Here is an 18,928-nt window from a genome sequence, read left to right as displayed (position 1 = left end):
TTGAGGGGTAAGGATTTCAAAATTTGGGTACTAAAATAGTAAAAAGCATCCGCTTGGGGAAATCAATTGATCAAAGACTCGACGTTTCGACGATCTAGGCCCTTAATAAATCCAATTGAATGGTGAAATCCGCTCCAAATGCATCAACAATGTGTAGGTTGGAGTCAAAATGTTCGCTAAAAACAAGAGACTAATTAAAACCCGAGCATTTTCATGTTCTTTCAAACGATGAATGATTTGAAAAAGTACGAATATAATGGGGAAACAAAAAGTAAGACTCCGGGTGACATCATCTACGGCTGTGGCTGCTATAAAAGAAGCCAAATAAGTACTGAAATAAAACCATGTCGTAGTCCAAATCCCTTGTTTTACAAAATAACCCAAAGCGATTACAGGCAATATAATGGCCCACTTTAATGCGGAAAATAAAGCATAGGGTAATTTATATCCATGCAAAAAGGCAAATCCCAACTGAACTCCTGCCTGTTTCCCCATGGGTGTTTCTAAGTGGAAATAGATATATAAATAAAATCGAATGAAGGCATACAGAATATAACTGAGCAATAAATATTGTGTCGCTTTATTTTTCCAAAGAAAATCACGAATCACCTCGGACCATTTTCCTTGGGAAATACCTGATTGAAACAAAAATAATAATGGCAAATTTAAGGCTGGGAATAGACTACGTTCATCCACAAAAAAGGCTAAAATCAGGGCTACAACAGACCAAATTCGATCATAATAATAGCAGGCAATCAACAGGAATACAAAGGCATATGAGTCGTAAAAAAGTGTATCATACACAAATGAATGCCCAACGTAGGTAAACAATATACAAGCTGTGGTCCAAAATGCCATAGGCGCATCTCCTCCCGTTAATTTTCGAATTAGATTAAAAAAGAGAAAAAGAAAGAAGGGCAGCAACAAAACTTGCAAATAAAAAAGTCGAATCGCATTCAGATGAAATACCTTTCCAATCAGATAAGGTGTTATACGTAGTTCCCTTTTTGCATAATGTTCTCTGGAATCTTTGTCGACCATGGCCACCAAAGGATGTTCAATCTTACGATTGACAAAATCAATCATATACTTATCATTACTCGTCCAGGAATTATCCATACGTTTTTGAATAACATTAGGAAAATAGAGAATCGAGAACCCAGCAAAGAGTGATAAACAAATGATCATAACGCCCAATTGATGTTGAGCCCACTGGGTAATTAAATCATTCCATCGACGAAAAATATAGGGTATATTCGGAATCATAGGTAAATAAAAAAGCTTTTCCTCCATATTTGAGCTTTATACTAGCTCTCTAGGTTTCGCAATTTAATTTTAATTATACTTTTTTGCTAAATTATTATATTTCAAATGCCAAGACAAGAAACTATACATATGTAAAAACGGAGGATTAAGGCTTCTTGAAGCAATATTTTTCTTGTAAAGAGACTGCTGCTGTATCTCCTGCTGCAATGGCTTCCTGAATATCAAGACATGCTTCAGTCAAATCACCTAGCTCTATAAATGATAAGGCTCGGTGCCGATACACTTCCACAAACCAAGAAGCCTTCGATATGCAAGTGGAATAATCCTTGATGGCACTTTTATGATAGGCCAATTGTGATTTGAAATACCCTCGAAAGAAATAATAATCTGGGCGCGAATCATTCAAGCTGATGGCCTTATTCATGTCCGCAATGGCTAATGAATGATAGCCTGCTAAACTCCGAGTAGCCGCCCGAGCAAAATAGATTTCATCATTTCGCTTATCCTTCAAAAGAGCCTCACTAAATTCTACATTTGCCCCCAAATAATCTTGATTGGAAAACTTGCTAATACCTGTTTGATACTGTACTTGACCTGTACAAGATATTAGTAAAAACAAACAAAGGATTATCAGGTATTTCAAATGCAGTAAATTAAATCGTTTTTCTAAAAATAAATCTAGCCCTTCAAAAATCCTATTTTCTCGATTTATTTCCAAAACAAAAAAAATCCCCAGCTGAAAAATCAGCGAGGGAAAGGGTGCTTGACCAAAAGGATTCGAACCTAGAACGACTGAACCAAAATCAGATTTATTATATTTTAGATTTCTACTTGATTAACTTTTATAAATTTCAAACTGCTTTATCTATTACCTCATAATTACGAAAATTCAAACTTCCTTTATCAAATAAACATAATTGAATTGGTGGAGTCAAATCCAAATATGGCACCTTTTTTACATTAAACTTCATTTGAAAAAACATTTCTGATTTTTCACTTCTTGTCAACACTCCACATGCTCTTATAGCTTGATAATTAAACGATTGTGTTTTGTTTTTAATATATTCTATGACTCTTCTTACAGTTACATTTGAATCTATCAATCCCATTTCATTCATTAAATCAACTGCTTGCTTAAATTGGTTCAAATGTTCTGTCCAACCTACTAAATCAAAACATGTATCAAAATCGAAATCACAACATCCTTTTGTTATTACATAATCCGAACCTTTTACCTTATAACCAACTTCCCCCCACCAATGAGCATTTTCTATAATTCCATCCCAGAAATAATAACCATCCCCCAACCATGAAGTATTCCTTCTACAAATGAAAGGACCATTTAACAAAATGTCTTCTTCATTTCCTCTATTTTCTAAAGTTTGGTATAAATAAATCAAAGGCATACTCTTTTATACAGTTTAAATATTAAACGTATTTTTCCTCAAATCTGCCTCTAATGATGATAAATTCAATGTAGGTAAAATTAATGGAGGTATATTAATTTGTAACGTAACCAAACTTATAAATGCTCGTAAGTATGGGAATAATATTGCCATACTATTATTATAAAAAAAATCTGGAATCTGTTCAAAAGTTGTATTTTCCTTAAAACCGAAAATACCATTACATTCAATTTCAATAAATGTATTTTCACTATTTTCGCTAAATGCTTTAAAAACAAAATAAAGATTAAATCTTGATGATTTAAATTCAAAAGTTCCTTTTGGAATTATTTCTAATTTCAATTCGTTTGACAGTTTGTTATTTAAATCAATTATAACTTTATTAAATCTATAAGACTCAATAAAAAATTGTGCTGATTCCATATTATTTAAAGTTCTAAAATTAAAAAACCCGAATTAAAATTCGGGTTAAGGTTATTTTCATTTTCAATTAATTCTAAGTCTGGGTCTTTAATTTTAATATCAAATTTTAAAATATACCTAGAATCTAAAGAATTTTCAACAAATTCCAATACCCCTGGACCTATTTCATTTAAATGTTCCGACAACTTCCATTCCGCTAAAAGCACCTCTTTTGAAGTACTTGCGAAATAATTCTTAAGTTCTTCTACGAAATTTTTCATTTTTGGATTGATTAAGTCATCAAATATATACAATATTATAATTATAGAAAAACTAAAATCCTTCTTTTTTTACATTTAACACCATGTAAGAATTCTTAAAAGAATTCTATTTAAAAATAAATTAATCGAATGTCCAGCTTTCAATTTCTTCAATAGCATTATTAAGAAAACGAACATAGTTATTAACCCCCACATTATCTGTAAGATTTAATTTTGTTTTATTCATAATAGTTATAACATCAACAACATACTTTATTTGCTCTGAACTAAGTAAAGTTTTTTCCTTACTTCTCCGATTTAAAATCTTTAAAACCTTATAAAATTCATCTGAAACTTCAGAAACTTTTTCATTGTTCTTCTCGTATTTCAATTGCATTTGACGTTGGACCTCACCAATTTCTCTTGCATTATCCAAAAGTAGAGTCTGGGAATAAGCCCTAAAAGTTCCAGTAAATACCCAAAAAATTAAAATTATGTATTTCATAATAGAATAGATAAAGTTATTATTAAATAAAAAATTAAAAATTTGAAATTGATTCTACTTCAATATTATTATACAATTCATGACTTTCAACAAATTCAATCAATAATTCCCTCAAAATAGTACTTAAATTATCTGTTAAAAAGAATTTTTTCTCTTGAAAAACAATTTCGTCTTTTAGATAGAATATATTTTCATTTTTTACAGCAAATTGAATAATTCCAGCTATTTTTTGATCATTGGTTTGAAATACGAAAACATTAGCAAAAGGAACTCTATCTGAATAAACAGTATGTACAGCCATATAAATTTGATTTGACTAGATTACATTTGGTTCTATTTTGTAACATTGAAATGTACTTATTATTTCCCAAACAAAAAAAATCCCCCGCCGAAAAATCAGCGAGGGAAAGGGTGGTTGACCTACTAGGATTCGAACCTAGAACGACTGAACCAAAATCAGATGTGTTACCTTTACACCATAGGTCAATTCCAAATCGAATGCAAAAATAAGACCTCCTAAGCGAATTATCAAATGTGCTTCAAAAAAAATTGAATTATTTCATCCAAAATCGGCTTGGAGGCTCTAAATCAAGCAATTAATTTGCACTTGACAAAGCTGCTTATGCCAACTCCATCGATGCAACTTGGACATCAGCACTAATTTTCTTCACCAAACCTTGCAAAACCTTACCTGGACCACACTCAATAAAGTCCGTTGCACCTGCTGCAACCATTGCCTCCACCGACTGCGTCCAACGTACCGCACCGGTTAATTGAGCTATTAAATTCTGCTTGATTTCCGCTGGATCCTGTGAAGGCTTTGCCGTTACATTTTGGAATATCGGACAGATAGGTCGTTCAATCGTCGTGGCTTCTATAGCTGCCGCCAATTCCACACGCGCTGGCTCCATAAAGGGTGAGTGAAATGCTCCACCAACCGGTAATGTCAAAACTCGCTTAGCTCCTGCCGCCTTCAATAGCTCAGCTGCTTTTTCAATTCCTAACACACTACCTGAAATTACCACTTGACCTGGGCAATTGTAATTAGCAGCCACCACTTCCCCATTCAATTCTCCACAAATACGTTCAATTTCGGCATCTGCTAAGCCTAAAACTGCTGCCATGGTACTTGAGACTACCTCACATGCTTTTTGCATCGCCAAGGCTCTTTGATAGACCAAACGCAATCCATCTTGCCAAGATAATCCACCTGCCGCAACCAATGCCGAAAACTCGCCCAAGGAATGTCCAGCCACCATGTCTGGAGCAAAATCTTTCCCTAATTTAGCCACTAGTACCGAGTGCAAATAAATGGCAGGTTGAGTCACCTTCGTTTGTTTCAAATCCTCATCAGTCCCCTCAAACATGACTTTCGACAAAGAAAAACCCAAAATTTGATCCGCCTCATCCACGATTTCTTTCGCTAAAGCAAAGTTCTCATATAAATCTTTGGCCATACCTGGAAACTGAGATCCTTGACCGGGAAATACGAATGCCTTCATTTTTATTATGTTTTGTTATATTTTTGATTTAAGATTGACAATCTTTGACAAAGATAAATTAATCTTCTGGCTATCTGAAACGCTCTTAAATTTCAATTGCATGTTCTATCGATTTTTAACCTTCCTAGCAATCCCTCTCTGCCTAAGCCTATTCATTTCATGCCAAAAGGAAGAGAATAACCCATCCTCCAATCAGCAAGGAAATATCCAAATTGATGCATCGAATAGTCGGACTTTTGTTCAACGAGATCTCAACAATCAGGGTAAAATTGTCCTTGTAGGGCAAAGTTCCCTATCATTTACTTCTGCCCAAGTCAAATTCAAAAACGTACTTGGTGGAAAAGAAAGCGATTGGCTCAATCTAAGTAAAGAAGGCGCTCAATTCAAAGGGGAATTCTCCTTACAGGCTGGCGGATATTATCCAGAAATCAAGTTAATGCAGGATTCCAAAACAGTCAGTGATACCCTCCTAACCCAATCTCCCTTTAAAGTTGGAGAAGTTTTTGCGGTCATAGGTCACTCCTTAGCAGAAGGTCAACCTCCTTATGAATTAACCGATTACGACAATAAATGGTGTGAAATCGTCAAATATTCAGAAAACAATGTCGTGGCATTTTGGGGAAGATTGGCAGATAAATTAAAAAACAGATATCAAGTCCCCATTCGTATCTATAGTACGGGAATCGGCGGATCTACGTCTGAACAATGGGGAAAATCGGCCTTAGGTTTAGCATTTAGCAGCACACTTTTTGATTGGCAAAAAAGATACCCTTATTCCTTTTTTGAAAATAGAATCTTAAGCGAAGTACCCAAAAGTGGATTGAGAGCCGTTTTGGTTATACATGGTGAAAATGATGCCACCACTTCCATGGATAATATCATTAAATACACGGGAGTTTACATGGATTATACCCGTGAAATCCTACAAAGTAAAAATCTTAGTTTTATGTTGGCTCGAAGTAATCGAGGTCTCAATAAAACGGAGGATTTACATGTCCAAGAAGCTCAAAATATCATGTTGAAAACCTTACCCAATGTCATCGAAGGGGCCAATCTGCAATCCGTAGTGGGTGCGGGTTTTCGCTGGGATGGAACTCACTTTAATTTTGCTGGACTAGAAGAGGCTGCTAGAAAATGGGATATCGTTTTTGATCCTAAATTATTCAGCCAAATGACACCCATTTTACGGAGTCGCTAAAGCTCACAGGCATCCACGGATTTCCCCCAAATCAATCGATTTTTGGCAATAAAATCATAGCCTTTATCCAATACTCGACTAGGTAAAAGAAAGAATATCCGCAGGATTTGATAATACCAAGGAGCTAAGTACAAAACACGCTCAATAGCCTGGGATTTTACCCAAACCTTATCTTTCTGCACGATTTTAATGCTATCCACTTCCCAAAGTGGATCCGGATATTTCAATACGTACGTTTGATACAAACTAGAACCCTGAAATTCAATCTGAATCTTATCACCACACATTCGGCGCAAAACCTTGGCGCAAAAGCGACAAAAGCGACAATTCCCGTCGATGAATATGGGGCTTTTCATTAGCGAACTAGTTCGACCCAACCTTTCAAACTTTTAGTTTTCAAACTTGGATTATTGACATCAAAGCTAACATCCACCGTGTAAAAATAAGTTCCCACTGCCATATCTTTTCCAGAACTATCTTTTCCAGTCCAACCAAAATCAGCACCCGTTCCATTGTAATCATAAATCAGTTGACCATAACGATCCACGATTTTACACACCACGGTTTTCACAAATCGAGGACAACGCATCGGCAACCAAACGTCATTTTTCAAGTCGCCATTGGGGCTGAAAAGATTAGGTAATTCAAAGGAAGGGCAATTATCCTGATTCAAGGTTTCACTCTTCGGGCTTTCCTTTCCTAATTGACTTATTGCCGTTACATAATAGCTACCAATGAAGGAATCCTTCTTTTGATGTAAATAGCGCAAATCACTTACTTCGGCAATCTTCGTGAATGGGCCAGCGGCACTCGGAGCATAATAAATGCGATAGGAAGCGATACTTTGATCACAAGTTCCTGTCAATGTCGGTTGCCAAGTCAACTGGTTGGTAAAGCTCGTAAAATTACAATTCAAAGAGCCATCCAATGCCGCACAATCAGGAGCCGATAAACTCAATTTAGGGGCACAAGGGTTTACATCTGACTGAGGTTTCAAACAAACAATTTTAGAAGCATTGATTAGCGTCATGACCGGAAAACCTTCTCCATAAGAGCCTAAAGTTTCTACATAATAGCAATAGGTAGAATCAGGAGAAAGAGTAACATCAAACTTACCGTCTTTGGTATAAAAATCAGTTCCTTGGTCCGTATAAGTATACGTGCTCGGACCTGCCACAGATACCTCGGTGATTTGGTTAAATTTACCTGAGCCGCGAGGAGTCTCCCGATACACTCGGTGAACTTGGAAATCATTTAACCAAGGAACATCGGCAGACCAAGCTAATTTATTAGACCTTACGGCTGATTGAGCCACTAATTGCACTTGAGTAGCCGGACTAGGCGAATCCAATAATTTGAACTGACCATTGGAGCTATAATAGAAATCCGCCCGATAGCGATAAATCTTAGCCTCCGTTGACAATCCTTTATCCACATATGAAGTATCATTTTTCGCTTGATAAATCGATGCTGAAATAGGACTTCCGATGGCCACAAAATTGGTGGACCCATTTCCTTCAGCACGCATTACCTGATATTGATAAGGACCTTTATACAAACTAGTATCTAAGTTTAATGGACGTGACCAACGAACCAATATTTCTCCATTGGTTGCATCTGTTTTCTGAATAGACACATTGGTCATCAAAGGAGCCGATGAAGGAATGAAGGCACAGCTGGAATTAGACATAGGACTATAATCCGTTTGTCCACTAGAATTGGTAAACACCACCACCAATACATATACGTAGTTGGCATTCTTCATCAATCCCGTTCCCTTATTGGTATCTTCAAACTGCACCTCTCCTGCGTTCAAACGGGCTATCTCGGTAAATCCTGTTAGTTGCATCCCTGTTTCGCACGACTTATTTACTACTGGTGTACAGGCTGCTTGTTTACGGAATACACTGATTTTTGCTCCAGGCAATGAACAAGCATAAGGACTCCAGGTCAATAAAGCTGAGCCTTTGGTCGGCTGAATTTTAGCTACCAAATTCTTGATGGATGGAGCAATGATTTTTATCTTCCAAATTTTACTGTCAACCAGCTTCACCCCTCCACCAATGGCTGTAGGAGGATTATCTTCGGCTTTAAAGAAAACATCATAGGTTTCCTTCCGTATATGCTGACAGGCAGTTTGCCAAGTAAAAGTACCTATGGCTGTTCCAGTTTGTTTTGGAGTAGAAACAAAAGTGGCAAATGGCTGCTTGATCGCATAGGAGGTATCAATCGGATATACATTACCGGAACTGATAATAGTAACGGGATCTGTTCTACCCGAACGAGAAATAACATCAGCCGCAGTCACGGTTTCCCGTAGTAAGGTGCCCGCCTGAATACAAACATCTGGCGGTACCACGATTTTCGGGCCTTTATTATCTAAATCCTTTACCTCAATCTGCATATCACGTACCGTTTCGGAAATCTTTACTCCATTTCTCCATTCTTCTACAATGAAGGCACAATTGTATATACCTAATTCTTGGGGCGAATCCCAGATTAAATCTCCATTCAAGGAATTAATCGTAAAAGAAGAAGCAATGGTTGATACTTCGTTTGGCTGCCTAAAATTAGGGGCTGTGATGCCACGACTAGTAGGATTACAAGTTTCATAATCACCATAGCGAGAAACGGTTAAACGATAAGCTAAACTATCCCCTTCAGCATCCACGGCATTGGGATTATGTATAAAAGGCTGGCCAACCACCGCTGTTAAATCAACGGCTGGATTCAATAATAAAGGAGTAGAGTTTTGGCCTAAGCCTGAGTTAATGGAAAAAATAGTTTCCACATAAAAAGGAACTTCCACCGAACGAGTGATATTCCTTACTCCATCATTTCGATTGGGAACCGCGACTGATACTTTATAAAACAAGGCTGGTGCAGGATAGGTATACTCTATTTTATAGGTATTTTTCAATGTCCCATTCCCCAAATTAACTATTGGCAGTTGTCTTTTGGCTTTAAATATTCCCGAACCATCACCGAAACAAAAATTTACATCCGTTTGATCTTGGTTCGCTCTATTGTCCTCAGTATAAGTAGTTAAGGTAAATTCATAGGTCAGACTGATGTTGGAAATCCGCTTCACTGTAATCTCCCCCCCTTTTAAGTGGGTTGCTTGAGCTTGGAAAATCATCCCCAAAAAACTAAGCAAAAAGGCAAGAATGTAGGCGGAATAATTTTTTGCGGACATAAAACAAATTTGTAATATGGAAAGTTAATTAAGCAATTCGAAAAAAATAAAAAAAACGGTTTTTTTAATCGAATATTTGAAAGACCCACGAATCAATTGTAGTTTTATATCCTAAATTTTCGCTTATGCTTACTGTGGGCGAATGTTTACTTCAATCAAAATAAATTTCATTTATGGCTTGGTTATCAAAATCACTTAATTCATCTCTAGGAAAAAAGCTCCTAATGGCAATCACCGGCCTCTTTTTAGTTAGTTTCCTACTTGTTCACTGCGGACTTAACGCCACTGTCTTTTTAAACGACGGAGGGGTCACATTTAATGAGGGAGCGGAGTTCATGGCAAAGAATCCCATCATTCGTACCATGGAAATCGTTTTATTTGGAGGTTTATTACTCCACATTTTAGACGGTTTACGTTTATGGATGGACAACAAAAAGAAGCGTCCTGTAGCCTATGCCGTTATTGACGGTGCTGCCAACAGCAAATGGTACTCTCGTTCCATGGGACTTTTAGGAACTTTATTGTTATTGTTCTTAATCATTCACTTAAAGCATTTTTGGTATTTCTCTCGTTTGACAGACAATTTAACAGAAGAGCATACTTTATATAACGAGATGCAAGCCATATTTGCTAGCCCAGCAGTTGTGGCTATTTATGTACTTGGATGTATTTCTTTAGCCTACCACTTATTGCATGGATTTCAGAGTGCTTTCCAAAGCCTTGGATGGAACCATCCTAAATACACTCCGACGATTAAGTGCATCGGTGCAGCTTATGCCATCATAATTGCTGCATTATTTGCCGCTATGCCTATCGCATTCCATTTTAATTTGATTCATTAATTCCTCAGCCGATACGATTAATATGACAAAATTAGACGCAAAAATTCCAGAAGGTTCTTTAGCCGAAAAATGGACCAAATACCGTTCCAGTGTTTCCTTAGTAAATCCTGCCAACAAACGTAATTTGGAAGTGGTCATCGTAGGATCAGGCTTAGCAGGAGCTTCTGCTGCCGCCTCTTTGGCTGAGTTAGGATATAAAGTAAAAGTATTCTGCTTTCAAGATTCCCCTCGTCGTGCGCACTCGATTGCCGCTCAAGGAGGTATCAATGCAGCAAAGAACTATCAGAATGATGGTGACTCTACTTTCCGCTTATTTTATGATACCATCAAAGGTGGTGACTACCGTGCACGTGAAGCTAATGTGCACCGTTTAGCGGAAGTTTCAGGAAACATCATTGACCAATGTGTAGCTCAAGGTGTCCCATTTGCCCGTGAATACGGTGGCTTGCTTTCTAACCGTTCATTCGGAGGAACGCAGGTTCAGCGTACCTTTTATGCAGCAGGACAAACAGGTCAACAATTATTATTAGGCGCTTATTCGGCTTTACAACGCCAGGTTGGTATGGGTAATGTAGAGTTATTCACGCGTCATGAAATGTTGGATGTCGTGATGGTAGATGGTAAAGCACGCGGAATTATTGCCCGTGATTTAGTATCTGGAGAGCTAGAGCGTCACTTCGGTCATGCGGTTTTATTATGTACAGGTGGGTACGGAAACGTATTCTATTTGTCGACCAATGCCATGGGCTCTAACGTAACGGCTGCTTGGAAAGCACACAAAAAAGGAGCTTTCTTTGCTAACCCATGCTATACTCAAATTCACCCAACGTGTATTCCTGTTTCAGGAGACCACCAATCGAAATTAACCTTGATGTCAGAGTCATTACGTAATGATGGCCGTATCTGGGTTCCTAAAAAGAAAGATGATCCGCGTAAAGCCAGCGAAATTCCGGAAGATGAGCGCGACTACTACTTGGAGCGCCGTTACCCTGCATTTGGAAACTTAGTACCTCGTGATATTGCTTCACGTGCTGCCAAGGAGCGTTGCGATGCAGGTTATGGAGTAGGAACTTCAAAAATGGCCGTTTACTTGGATTTTGCAGCAGCCATTATCCGTTATGGTAAAGCTGAAGCTAACAAAAGAAACATCCACCATGTTAGTGATGAAGAAATTCAATTGATGGGTAAAGAAGTTGTAAAAGAAAAATACGGTAACCTGTTCGATATGTACAAGCAAATCACGGGAGAAGATCCTTATGAATTGCCGATGCGTATCTACCCTGCTGTTCACTATACCATGGGTGGTCTTTGGGTTGATTATAACTTAATGACTACTGTTCCTGGTTTATATGCCTTAGGAGAAGCCAACTTCTCAGATCACGGTGCTAACCGCTTAGGTGCTTCTGCCTTGATGCAAGGTTTAGCCGATGGATATTTCGTTATTCCATACACGATTGGTGCTTATCTAGCTTCTGAAATCAGAACGCCTGCCTTATCTACCGACAGTGAAGTTTTTGTGAATGCGGAAAAAGCGGTGAAAGACCAGATTGATCAATTAATGAATATCCGTGGTACGAAGTCAGTGGATTATTTCCATAAGAAACTAGGCTTAATCATGTGGGACAAATGCGGTATGGCGCGTAACGAAGCTGGCTTGAAAATGGCTATTGCAGAGATACAAGAACTACGTAAAGAGTTCTGGAGTAATGTTCGTATTCCAGGTGAAGCGAATAACTTGAATCCTGAATTAGAGAAAGCCGGCCGTGTAGCAGACTTCTTAGAATTAGGAGAATTAATGTGTAAAGACGCATTAGAAAGACAGGAAAGTTGCGGAGGTCACTTCCGTGAAGAATACCAAACTGAGGATGGAGAAGCCTTACGTGACGATGAAAAATTCGCTTACGTAGCTGCTTGGGAATTCCAAGGTGAATCTAAATTCGAATTACATAAAGAAGAATTGAAATTCGAAAACATTAAAATTGCTCAAAGATCTTATAAATAATTCGATAACATGGAAGGAAATTTAAACCTGACGCTTAAAATCTGGAGACAAAAAAATGCCCAAACTGCGGGTAAATTCGAGACATACCAAGTAAGTGGTATTTCGGAGGATATGTCCTTTTTGGAAATGATTGACGTGCTCAACAACCGTCTTATCGAAGAAGGTGATGATCCAGTAGCTTTTGATCACGATTGTCGTGAAGGTATCTGTGGGATGTGCTCTATGTACATCAATGGCCGCCCTCATGGACCTAACAAAGGAGTTACGACCTGTCAGTTGCACATGCGTAGCTTTAGCGATGGTCAAACGATTACCATTGAACCTTGGAGAGCAGAAGCTTTCCCAGTGATTAAAGACTTAGTAGTCAATCGTTCTGCCTTTGATCGCATCATTGCAGCAGGTGGATTTATCTCTGTCAATACGGGTAATGCCCAAGATGCGAACAGCTTGCCTATCCCTAAAGATGATGCGGATGAAGCATTTGCAGCGGCAGCTTGTATCGGTTGTGGAGCCTGCGTAGCAGCATGTAAAAATGCTTCTGCCATGTTATTTACTTCGGCCAAGATCTCTCAATTAGCTTTATTACCGCAAGGTCAAGCGGAGCGTTCTAAGCGTGCGGAAGCCATGGTAGCTCAAATGGACGAAGAGGGTTTTGGAGCTTGCTCCAATACGGGTGCTTGTGAAGCTGAATGTCCTAAAGGTATTTCCATTGAGAACATTGCTCGCATGAACCGTGAGTATTTCTCTTCGGTATTTACATCCAAATAAGATTTAACCTAAACTAAGCCCCTTGATTCCAAGGGGCTTTTTCATGCCTTGTTTTTAGAGCCAAATCATGCCAAATCATCTCAAAACACCAATCCTAGTGGTTGGGTGGAAGTGATATGCGGCTCCATGTTTTCCGGCAAAACAGAAGAATTAATTCGTCGACTAAAAAGAGCCAAAATCGCCCAATTGCAAGTGGAGATTTTTAAACCTGCGGCGGATACGCGCTATCACGACGAGGACATCGTTTCTCACAACCAAAATTCCATACGCTCCACCCCTGTGCATAGTTCCAGTGAAATACTCCTATTGGCTGGCAGCTGTGATGTAGTGGGCTTGGATGAAGCACAGTTTTTTGATGAAAACATTGTTGAGGTTTGTAATACGCTGGCAAACCAAGGTAAACGTGTGATTATTGCTGGCTTAGATATGGATTTTAAAGGTCTCCCCTTTGGCCCAATGCCTGATTTAATGGCCATTGCCGAATACATTACCAAAGTACATGCTGTTTGTGTGAAATGTGGGGGAGTAGCTCAATATTCCCATCGGATCGTTCAGCAACAGCAAACCGTGATGTTAGGTGAGGCCGAAAGTTATGAAGCTCTTTGCCGTACTTGCTTCACACATACTTTTTGACATGCCCAGAGACCCCAGTTTCACCAAAGTTTTTCAGCGCATTCGGGCAAAAAAACCGAAAGACCTGGACATGCAATTTAAAAAGGCCCATGAAGCGGTATTTGAAAACATCGATTGCCTGGATTGCGGCAATTGTTGTAAAACCACGAGTCCAATGTGGAATGAAACAGACATCCAACGGGTAGCCAAGCTATTAAAAATGAAAGTATCTGATTTTTTGGACACTTATTTAATCAAAGATGCCGATGGCGACTGGGTTTACCCATCCAGTCCTTGCCCCTTTTTATTGGAAGATAATGCCTGTGATATTTATGAACACAGACCCAAGGCTTGTCGTGAATATCCTCATACCGACCGAAAAAACATGTTCGGGATTCTTAAGTTAACTCAAAAAAATGCCTTAATCTGTCCAGTCGTTTCTCAAATCATGGAAAAACTGGAAAGAATCTATAACTAATACAAATTGCCCAAAAGAATATTTGAATATGCGCGTAATTTTAAAGAAATTCGCAGCAAATTAAACCAAAAGACCGCATGGAAGCAGCAGAATATCTAGGAATTGATGTAGGAGGAACAGGAGTTAAAATGGGCATTGTCCATCCTGAAACTGGCCATATTTCTAATTTTCAAAGTTACGATACAGCCACCTGGAGAGAATCCAATCACTTCTTAGAACGTTTAGCTGATGCAATTGCCTTGCAATTATTCCAGCACAAGCATGTGCATAAAATAGGTATCGGTCTGCCTGGAATCTTAACGAAAAACCGTAAGACATTAATCGAGATTACCGCCATACCTGAAATTGACGGAGCACATTTAATTTCCATGTTGGAAAAGCGTTTTCCTGATCATGAATTCTTCATGGAAAATGATGCCAACGCTGCAGCTTTAGGAGAATTTTATTTCTCACCTGAAAAAGAAAGCATGCCAGAAGATTTCATCTTTTTAACCCTAGGCACGGGAATTGGTGGCGCAGCTATCATTGATCGTAAAATATTCTTAGGTGGTGATGGAAATGCCATGGAACCAGGCCACGTACCATCTAGAAACGAAAAGGTCTTAGAAAGAAATATCGGCAAAAAAGAATTATTGCAAATGGCTACAGCCATGCGCGCCAATTATAAAGGAAAAACGGTTTTAGCAGCAGATGGCTCTATTTCTACCACAGCTCTTGTGGTGGCTGCAGAAGAAGGAGATGAATTAGCTTTAGCGATTTGGAATGAAGTAGGTGAAATGCTAGGAGATATGATTGTTTCTTTAATCCGTATTCTAGATATCAAAAATATCTTTATTGGAGGTGGTTTATCTGCCTCATTTGATTTCATTTTACCAAGCATGGAGAAACAATTGAATTATTGGTTAACCCCTGCCTACTTGAAAAAATTAAGCATTAAAAAAGCACTTTTAGGAAATGATGCTGGACTTTTAGGAGCCGCCTCTCTTTGTTTTTAAGGCTTTGGCATAAATCAATTGCAAGAATTTTAAACAATTCAAAAAAAAGAATTATTTTTATCTAATTATTTATTTTAATAATGCAATTAGGCTTAAAATTTGTTTGATAATCTAAGTTTTAATTCTAATCTTTGCATCGTTTTTGAACCCCAAAATATTTTAGAAATGGCAGATATTGCAGAAAAAGTAAAAAGCATCATCGTTGAGAAATTAGGAGTAGAAGCATCTGAGGTTACACCTGAGGCATCTTTCACAAACGATTTAGGAGCTGATTCCTTAGACACGGTAGAGTTGATTATGGAATTTGAAAAAGAATTCAACGTATCTATTCCAGATGATCAAGCAGAGAATATCCAAACTGTAGGACAGGCCATCACCTACTTGGAAGAGAACGCAAAGTAATCGAAACGAAATAATAATGATGTCAATTGGTAATTGGTAATGACTCAGGAGCCTCGTTCCTTAGAAAATCACCCTTACGAATTGACATTTTTTATTTTTCAAACCTAAAATACCAGGATAATTATGGAGTTAAAACGAGTTGTAGTAACGGGTTTAGGAGCACTTACCCCTATTGGAAATACAGTTAATGAATATTGGGAAGGTTTATCTACTGGAAAAAGTGGGTGCGGACTTATCACCAAATTCGACGCTGAAAAATTCAGAACTCGTTTTGCCTGTGAACTCAAGAATTTTAGTGTTGAAGATTTCATTCCACGTCAAGAGTCCCGTAAGATGGACCCATTTACCCAGTATGCCATTGTCGCTTCAGATGAAGCGATCAAGGATGCTGGTTTCGACATGGAAGCAATCAATAAAAACAAAGTCGGTGTCATCTGGGGATCGGGTATTGGTGGCTTAAAAACCTTTGAAGATGAAATGATTTATTTCGGCAAAGGAGATGGAACGCCTAAAATCAATCCCTTCTTTATTCCCAAAATGATTGCGGACTCTAGTTCAGGTCAAATTTCCATCAGAAATGGTTTCCGTGGTCCTAACTACGTTACGGTTTCTGCTTGTTCATCTGCCAACAATGCCATCATTGATGCATTCAACTACATTCGCACAGGTCGTATTAACATCTGTGTGACAGGTGGTTCTGAAGCTCCCGTGACCATTGCTTCCGTAGGTGGATTTACTGCCATGCGCGCTATGTCAGAAAGAAACGATGATCCCGCTACTGCTTCACGCCCTTATGACGTTAACCGTGATGGTTTCGTAGTAGGTGAAGGTGCAGGAGCCTTGATACTAGAAGAATACGAACATGCTAAAGCACGTGGAGCTAAAATCTATGCCGAGCTAATCGGTGGTGGATTCTCTTCAGATGCCTACCATATTACTGCCCCACATCCAGAAGGTTACGGAGCTCTACTTTCTATGATTGATGCACTAGAAGATGCTCAAATCAAGCCAGAAGAAGTGGATTACATCAATACACACGGTACTTCTACCCCTATTGGTGACCCACAAGAATTAAAAGCTATCGTAGATTGTTTTGGTGAACATGCTTACAAAATGAGCATTTCTTCCACTAAATCAATGACAGGCCACCTATTAGGTGGTGCAGGTGCTGTAGAAGCTGTGGCTTCCATCCTAGCCATACAACATCAATTTGTTCCTCCGACCATCAACTGCAAGGATTTAGACCCTGCGATTGATCAAAATCTAGATTTGACTCTAAATCAAGGAAAAGCTAGAAAAATTGACGTTGCGCTAAGCAATGGATTTGGTTTTGGTGGACATAACGCTACCGTCATTTTCCGAAAAGTATAGGCTTATGAAAATTCTCTCGGTGTTAAGCTGGTTGAATCCTACCCGACTAAATGAAAGAGAGAAATTTCTAAAGAAATCTGTAACCCATTTGATTGGCGAAAGTCCATCCAACTTGTCGCTCTATCGTTTGGCCTTTTTACATGCCTCTGCCTCTAAAGATAGCATAGCCAAATCCTTCAAGGAATCTAATGAACGCCTCGAATTTTTAGGAGACTCCGTACTCGGAATGATTACGGCTACCTATTTATTCCAAAAATTTCCCTTTAAAGACGAAGGTTTTTTAACTGAAATCCGGTCAAGAATGGTCAGCCGTGAATCCTTAAATGTACTAGGAAGAAAATTAGGCTTAGACGAGGTGATCGAATATGAAAACCAAAAAAGAACCATTCTTTCCCGGTCTAGCATGTACGGTGATGCCCTAGAAGCATTCATTGGAGCCATTTACCTAGATAAAGGTTTCGCCTTTACCCAAAAATTCATCATCAAAAAGATTTTAACCCAGTATTTCGATTTAGAAACTGTGGTCCAAAATAATCCCAACTTTAAATCCATCCTGATTGAATGGGCTCAAAAAGAAGGAAAAAAAGTAGTCTTTACCTTGGATGAAGAGGGCCAACACCACAATAAAGAATTTACAGCCATCGTTCTGGTAGATAACTTGAAGGTAGCCGAAGGTAAAGGATACTCCAAGAAAAAAGCAGAACAAACAGCTGCTATGAAAGCCTGTGAAGAATTGGAAATAAATAATTAACGATGCCAACGCCCAATATTTTGCTTCATTACTGGACCGAAGAAGGTCAATCAAGTACTTTTCAAGATATTTTACAGCAAGAAATTCCCGCTTCCACCTTGGAAGTTTTGCAATCTGAATTATTGTTGCAATTACAAAGTCAACGAGTTCAAGATCAATTACCTTGTTTTGATTGGCAAAATCATCGATTCCAAGAGAAATGGGATAATATCACGCGCTCTTTATTATTGCAAGTCACACTTCCCAATAAGGTCTGGAATCAATGGATTCAAGAAATTAAAAACTCCAGCGCACAATCTGATTATTTGTACAACGCATTGGGAGCTGAACCTCAAGAAATAAGCCCAGATACCCTATTAACAGCAGAAGTATATTTTGAAGCTCCGGAAGCTTTAGAAGATCTACCCGAAGAGACTGCTCCTGAACCTGACATGATTGTCGTAGAATTAAGTTCTGCGATTACAGAATTACCCGAAGAAACAGTTCCTGAGCCCAGCCCAGCCAAGCCTGTTACTGAAATCATTATCGAAAACGTTCAAATTTCCCCAGCTTCCACTTCCAGCAGCTTCTTCCAAGAAGAACCTAAAGACCAAGCTCCTTCAGGCAGAAAAATCATGGAAGTGATTGCTGATGCTACTTCCGAAAAAGTCTTTGAAAAACTGCAAGGAACTGACGGTTCGCTTAAGTCATTGGTTGAAACCAAAATGACTGAAACCTTGGCCAACAGCATTAGCCTAAACCAAAAAATCAAATTCATTCAATCCATTTTCGACGGTGAAGGACATCATTTGAACCAATTGATCGACTTCATCGATAAAGAAGCCGAAAGTCATACTTGGCAAGAAATCATCCAACATCGGTATGCGGAATTCCAAAGAGCCGATAATGAAGAATCTTGGAATGAATTACAAGAAATGATTCGTAGGAAATTCAACTAAGTGATTTTCTTCATCAAGTAATTGATCAGATTCA

General features: G+C 38.5%; 21 protein-coding genes and 1 tRNA gene. 11 read left to right on the top strand and 11 right to left on the bottom strand.

The annotated features are described in order from the left end of the window. Positions 1-102: 102 nt before the first annotated feature. The 9 genes from EWU23_RS09790 to fabD all read right to left on the bottom strand — a co-directional run bounded on the left by EWU23_RS09790 (position 103) and on the right by fabD (position 5,341). Positions 103-1,293 carry a hypothetical protein gene (locus tag EWU23_RS09790; RefSeq protein ID WP_166231589.1) on the bottom strand — a complete coding sequence of 397 codons (1,191 nt, stop codon included), beginning with the start codon at positions 1,291-1,293 and terminating at the stop codon, positions 103-105. Positions 1,294-1,411: 118 nt separating this feature from the next. Continuing rightward, entirely contained in the window at positions 1,412-1,885 is a 474-nt protein-coding gene (locus EWU23_RS09785; protein WP_205753143.1) for a tetratricopeptide repeat protein, read from the bottom strand. Between the two features lie 232 nt (positions 1,886-2,117). Then, positions 2,118-2,672, bottom strand: a complete 555-nt coding sequence (locus EWU23_RS09780; protein ID WP_166231584.1) for a hypothetical protein — start codon at positions 2,670-2,672, stop codon at positions 2,118-2,120. Between the two features lie 15 nt (positions 2,673-2,687). Next, positions 2,688-3,095 (bottom strand): protein-export chaperone SecB, encoded by a 408-nt coding sequence (locus EWU23_RS09775; protein ID WP_166231581.1) that lies wholly within the window; start codon positions 3,093-3,095, stop codon positions 2,688-2,690. Between the two features lie 5 nt (positions 3,096-3,100). Then, positions 3,101-3,355, bottom strand: coding sequence for a hypothetical protein (locus EWU23_RS09770; RefSeq protein WP_166231578.1), 255 nt, complete (start codon positions 3,353-3,355; stop codon positions 3,101-3,103). Positions 3,356-3,476: 121 nt separating this feature from the next. Beyond that, complete coding sequence (locus tag EWU23_RS09765) at positions 3,477-3,839, bottom strand: hypothetical protein (RefSeq protein WP_166231575.1); 363 nt, start codon at positions 3,837-3,839, stop codon at positions 3,477-3,479. A 34-nt stretch (positions 3,840-3,873) separates the two neighbouring features. Next, positions 3,874-4,140: a hypothetical protein gene (locus EWU23_RS09760; protein WP_166231572.1), complete on the bottom strand. Its 267-nt coding sequence runs from the start codon at positions 4,138-4,140 to the stop codon at positions 3,874-3,876. Positions 4,141-4,251: 111 nt separating this feature from the next. Then, positions 4,252-4,325 (bottom strand) — tRNA-Gln (locus EWU23_RS09755). Between the two features lie 134 nt (positions 4,326-4,459). Further along, on the bottom strand, positions 4,460-5,341 hold the full coding sequence (fabD, locus tag EWU23_RS09750; RefSeq protein WP_166231569.1) for an ACP S-malonyltransferase: 882 nt from the start codon (positions 5,339-5,341) through the stop codon (positions 4,460-4,462). A 100-nt stretch (positions 5,342-5,441) separates the two neighbouring features. Here fabD and EWU23_RS09745 point away from each other — a divergent pair, with 100 nt between their 5' ends. Beyond that, positions 5,442-6,539: a hypothetical protein gene (locus EWU23_RS09745; protein WP_166231566.1), complete on the top strand. Its 1,098-nt coding sequence runs from the start codon at positions 5,442-5,444 to the stop codon at positions 6,537-6,539. Here the strand turns inward: EWU23_RS09745 and EWU23_RS09740 are convergent. Both EWU23_RS09740 and EWU23_RS09735 read right to left on the bottom strand, forming a co-directional pair. Continuing rightward, complete coding sequence (locus tag EWU23_RS09740) at positions 6,536-6,895, bottom strand: thiol-disulfide oxidoreductase DCC family protein (RefSeq protein WP_166231563.1); 360 nt, start codon at positions 6,893-6,895, stop codon at positions 6,536-6,538. The two genes, EWU23_RS09745 and EWU23_RS09740, sit on opposite strands and share 4 nt — an antisense overlap. Then, positions 6,895-9,735 carry a T9SS type B sorting domain-containing protein gene (locus tag EWU23_RS09735; RefSeq protein WP_166231560.1) on the bottom strand — a complete coding sequence of 947 codons (2,841 nt, stop codon included), beginning with the start codon at positions 9,733-9,735 and terminating at the stop codon, positions 6,895-6,897. Before EWU23_RS09735 ends, EWU23_RS09740 begins: the two co-directional genes overlap by 1 nt. Before the next feature lie 173 nt (positions 9,736-9,908). Between EWU23_RS09735 and EWU23_RS09730 the strand changes: the two genes are divergently transcribed. From EWU23_RS09730 to EWU23_RS09685, 10 genes are all read left to right on the top strand, one after another. Further along, positions 9,909-10,577, top strand: coding sequence for a succinate dehydrogenase cytochrome b subunit (locus EWU23_RS09730; protein WP_166231557.1), 669 nt, complete (start codon positions 9,909-9,911; stop codon positions 10,575-10,577). A gap of 22 nt (positions 10,578-10,599) precedes the next feature. Beyond that, entirely contained in the window at positions 10,600-12,579 is a 1,980-nt protein-coding gene (locus EWU23_RS09725; RefSeq protein WP_166231554.1) for a fumarate reductase/succinate dehydrogenase flavoprotein subunit, read from the top strand. Between the two features lie 9 nt (positions 12,580-12,588). Next, positions 12,589-13,347 (top strand): succinate dehydrogenase/fumarate reductase iron-sulfur subunit, encoded by a 759-nt coding sequence (locus tag EWU23_RS09720; RefSeq protein WP_166231551.1) that lies wholly within the window; start codon positions 12,589-12,591, stop codon positions 13,345-13,347. A gap of 48 nt (positions 13,348-13,395) precedes the next feature. Beyond that, positions 13,396-13,980 carry a thymidine kinase gene (locus tag EWU23_RS09715; protein ID WP_166231548.1) on the top strand — a complete coding sequence of 195 codons (585 nt, stop codon included), beginning with the start codon at positions 13,396-13,398 and terminating at the stop codon, positions 13,978-13,980. A gap of 1 nt (position 13,981) precedes the next feature. Next, the gene (locus tag EWU23_RS09710; RefSeq protein ID WP_166231545.1) at positions 13,982-14,437 is read left to right on the top strand and encodes a YkgJ family cysteine cluster protein; all 456 of its coding nucleotides are present in this window, start codon (positions 13,982-13,984) and stop codon (positions 14,435-14,437) included. A 77-nt stretch (positions 14,438-14,514) separates the two neighbouring features. Beyond that, positions 14,515-15,432: an ROK family protein gene (locus EWU23_RS09705; protein ID WP_166231542.1), complete on the top strand. Its 918-nt coding sequence runs from the start codon at positions 14,515-14,517 to the stop codon at positions 15,430-15,432. A gap of 165 nt (positions 15,433-15,597) precedes the next feature. Further along, positions 15,598-15,834, top strand: coding sequence for an acyl carrier protein (locus EWU23_RS09700; protein WP_092019417.1), 237 nt, complete (start codon positions 15,598-15,600; stop codon positions 15,832-15,834). Positions 15,835-15,957: 123 nt separating this feature from the next. Further along, the gene (gene fabF / locus EWU23_RS09695) at positions 15,958-17,205 is read left to right on the top strand and encodes a beta-ketoacyl-ACP synthase II (RefSeq protein WP_166231539.1); all 1,248 of its coding nucleotides are present in this window, start codon (positions 15,958-15,960) and stop codon (positions 17,203-17,205) included. A 4-nt stretch (positions 17,206-17,209) separates the two neighbouring features. Then, a complete protein-coding gene (gene rnc, locus EWU23_RS09690) occupies positions 17,210-17,956 on the top strand; it encodes a ribonuclease III (protein ID WP_166231536.1) in 747 nt (248 codons plus the stop codon). A 2-nt stretch (positions 17,957-17,958) separates the two neighbouring features. Further along, positions 17,959-18,894 carry a type 1 periplasmic-binding domain-containing protein gene (locus tag EWU23_RS09685; protein ID WP_166231533.1) on the top strand — a complete coding sequence of 312 codons (936 nt, stop codon included), beginning with the start codon at positions 17,959-17,961 and terminating at the stop codon, positions 18,892-18,894. Positions 18,895-18,928: the final 34 nt, after the last annotated feature.

The organism is Aquirufa beregesia, from assembly GCF_011090385.1.
Classification (GTDB): domain Bacteria; phylum Bacteroidota; class Bacteroidia; order Cytophagales; family Spirosomataceae; genus Aquirufa; species Aquirufa beregesia.
Note: the sequence above shows the minus strand (reverse complement) of the source record. Positions and strands in the feature narration are given on the sequence as shown.

What these genes read in the sequence shown, in the direction of transcription:
- EWU23_RS09745 (WP_166231566.1), top strand. Translation starts at nt 5,442, where the DNA reads ATGTTCTATCGATTTTTAACCTTCCTAGCAATCCCTCTCTGCCTAAGC.
- fabF (WP_166231539.1), top strand. Translation starts at nt 15,958, where the DNA reads ATGGAGTTAAAACGAGTTGTAGTAACGGGTTTAGGAGCACTTACCCCT.
- EWU23_RS09770 (WP_166231578.1), bottom strand. Translation starts at nt 3,355, where the DNA reads ATGAAAAATTTCGTAGAAGAACTTAAGAATTATTTCGCAAGTACTTCA.
- EWU23_RS09700 (WP_092019417.1), top strand. Translation starts at nt 15,598, where the DNA reads ATGGCAGATATTGCAGAAAAAGTAAAAAGCATCATCGTTGAGAAATTA.
- EWU23_RS09725 (WP_166231554.1), top strand. Translation starts at nt 10,600, where the DNA reads ATGACAAAATTAGACGCAAAAATTCCAGAAGGTTCTTTAGCCGAAAAA.
- EWU23_RS09735 (WP_166231560.1), bottom strand. Translation starts at nt 9,735, where the DNA reads ATGTCCGCAAAAAATTATTCCGCCTACATTCTTGCCTTTTTGCTTAGT.
- EWU23_RS09765 (WP_166231575.1), bottom strand. Translation starts at nt 3,839, where the DNA reads ATGAAATACATAATTTTAATTTTTTGGGTATTTACTGGAACTTTTAGG.
- EWU23_RS09740 (WP_166231563.1), bottom strand. Translation starts at nt 6,895, where the DNA reads ATGAAAAGCCCCATATTCATCGACGGGAATTGTCGCTTTTGTCGCTTT.
- EWU23_RS09790 (WP_166231589.1), bottom strand. Translation starts at nt 1,293, where the DNA reads ATGGAGGAAAAGCTTTTTTATTTACCTATGATTCCGAATATACCCTAT.
- rnc (WP_166231536.1), top strand. Translation starts at nt 17,210, where the DNA reads ATGAAAATTCTCTCGGTGTTAAGCTGGTTGAATCCTACCCGACTAAAT.
- EWU23_RS09685 (WP_166231533.1), top strand. Translation starts at nt 17,959, where the DNA reads ATGCCAACGCCCAATATTTTGCTTCATTACTGGACCGAAGAAGGTCAA.
- EWU23_RS09775 (WP_166231581.1), bottom strand. Translation starts at nt 3,095, where the DNA reads ATGGAATCAGCACAATTTTTTATTGAGTCTTATAGATTTAATAAAGTT.
- EWU23_RS09780 (WP_166231584.1), bottom strand. Translation starts at nt 2,672, where the DNA reads ATGCCTTTGATTTATTTATACCAAACTTTAGAAAATAGAGGAAATGAA.
- EWU23_RS09705 (WP_166231542.1), top strand. Translation starts at nt 14,515, where the DNA reads ATGGAAGCAGCAGAATATCTAGGAATTGATGTAGGAGGAACAGGAGTT.
- EWU23_RS09710 (WP_166231545.1), top strand. Translation starts at nt 13,982, where the DNA reads ATGCCCAGAGACCCCAGTTTCACCAAAGTTTTTCAGCGCATTCGGGCA.
- EWU23_RS09720 (WP_166231551.1), top strand. Translation starts at nt 12,589, where the DNA reads ATGGAAGGAAATTTAAACCTGACGCTTAAAATCTGGAGACAAAAAAAT.
- EWU23_RS09760 (WP_166231572.1), bottom strand. Translation starts at nt 4,140, where the DNA reads ATGGCTGTACATACTGTTTATTCAGATAGAGTTCCTTTTGCTAATGTT.
- fabD (WP_166231569.1), bottom strand. Translation starts at nt 5,341, where the DNA reads ATGAAGGCATTCGTATTTCCCGGTCAAGGATCTCAGTTTCCAGGTATG.
- EWU23_RS09730 (WP_166231557.1), top strand. Translation starts at nt 9,909, where the DNA reads ATGGCTTGGTTATCAAAATCACTTAATTCATCTCTAGGAAAAAAGCTC.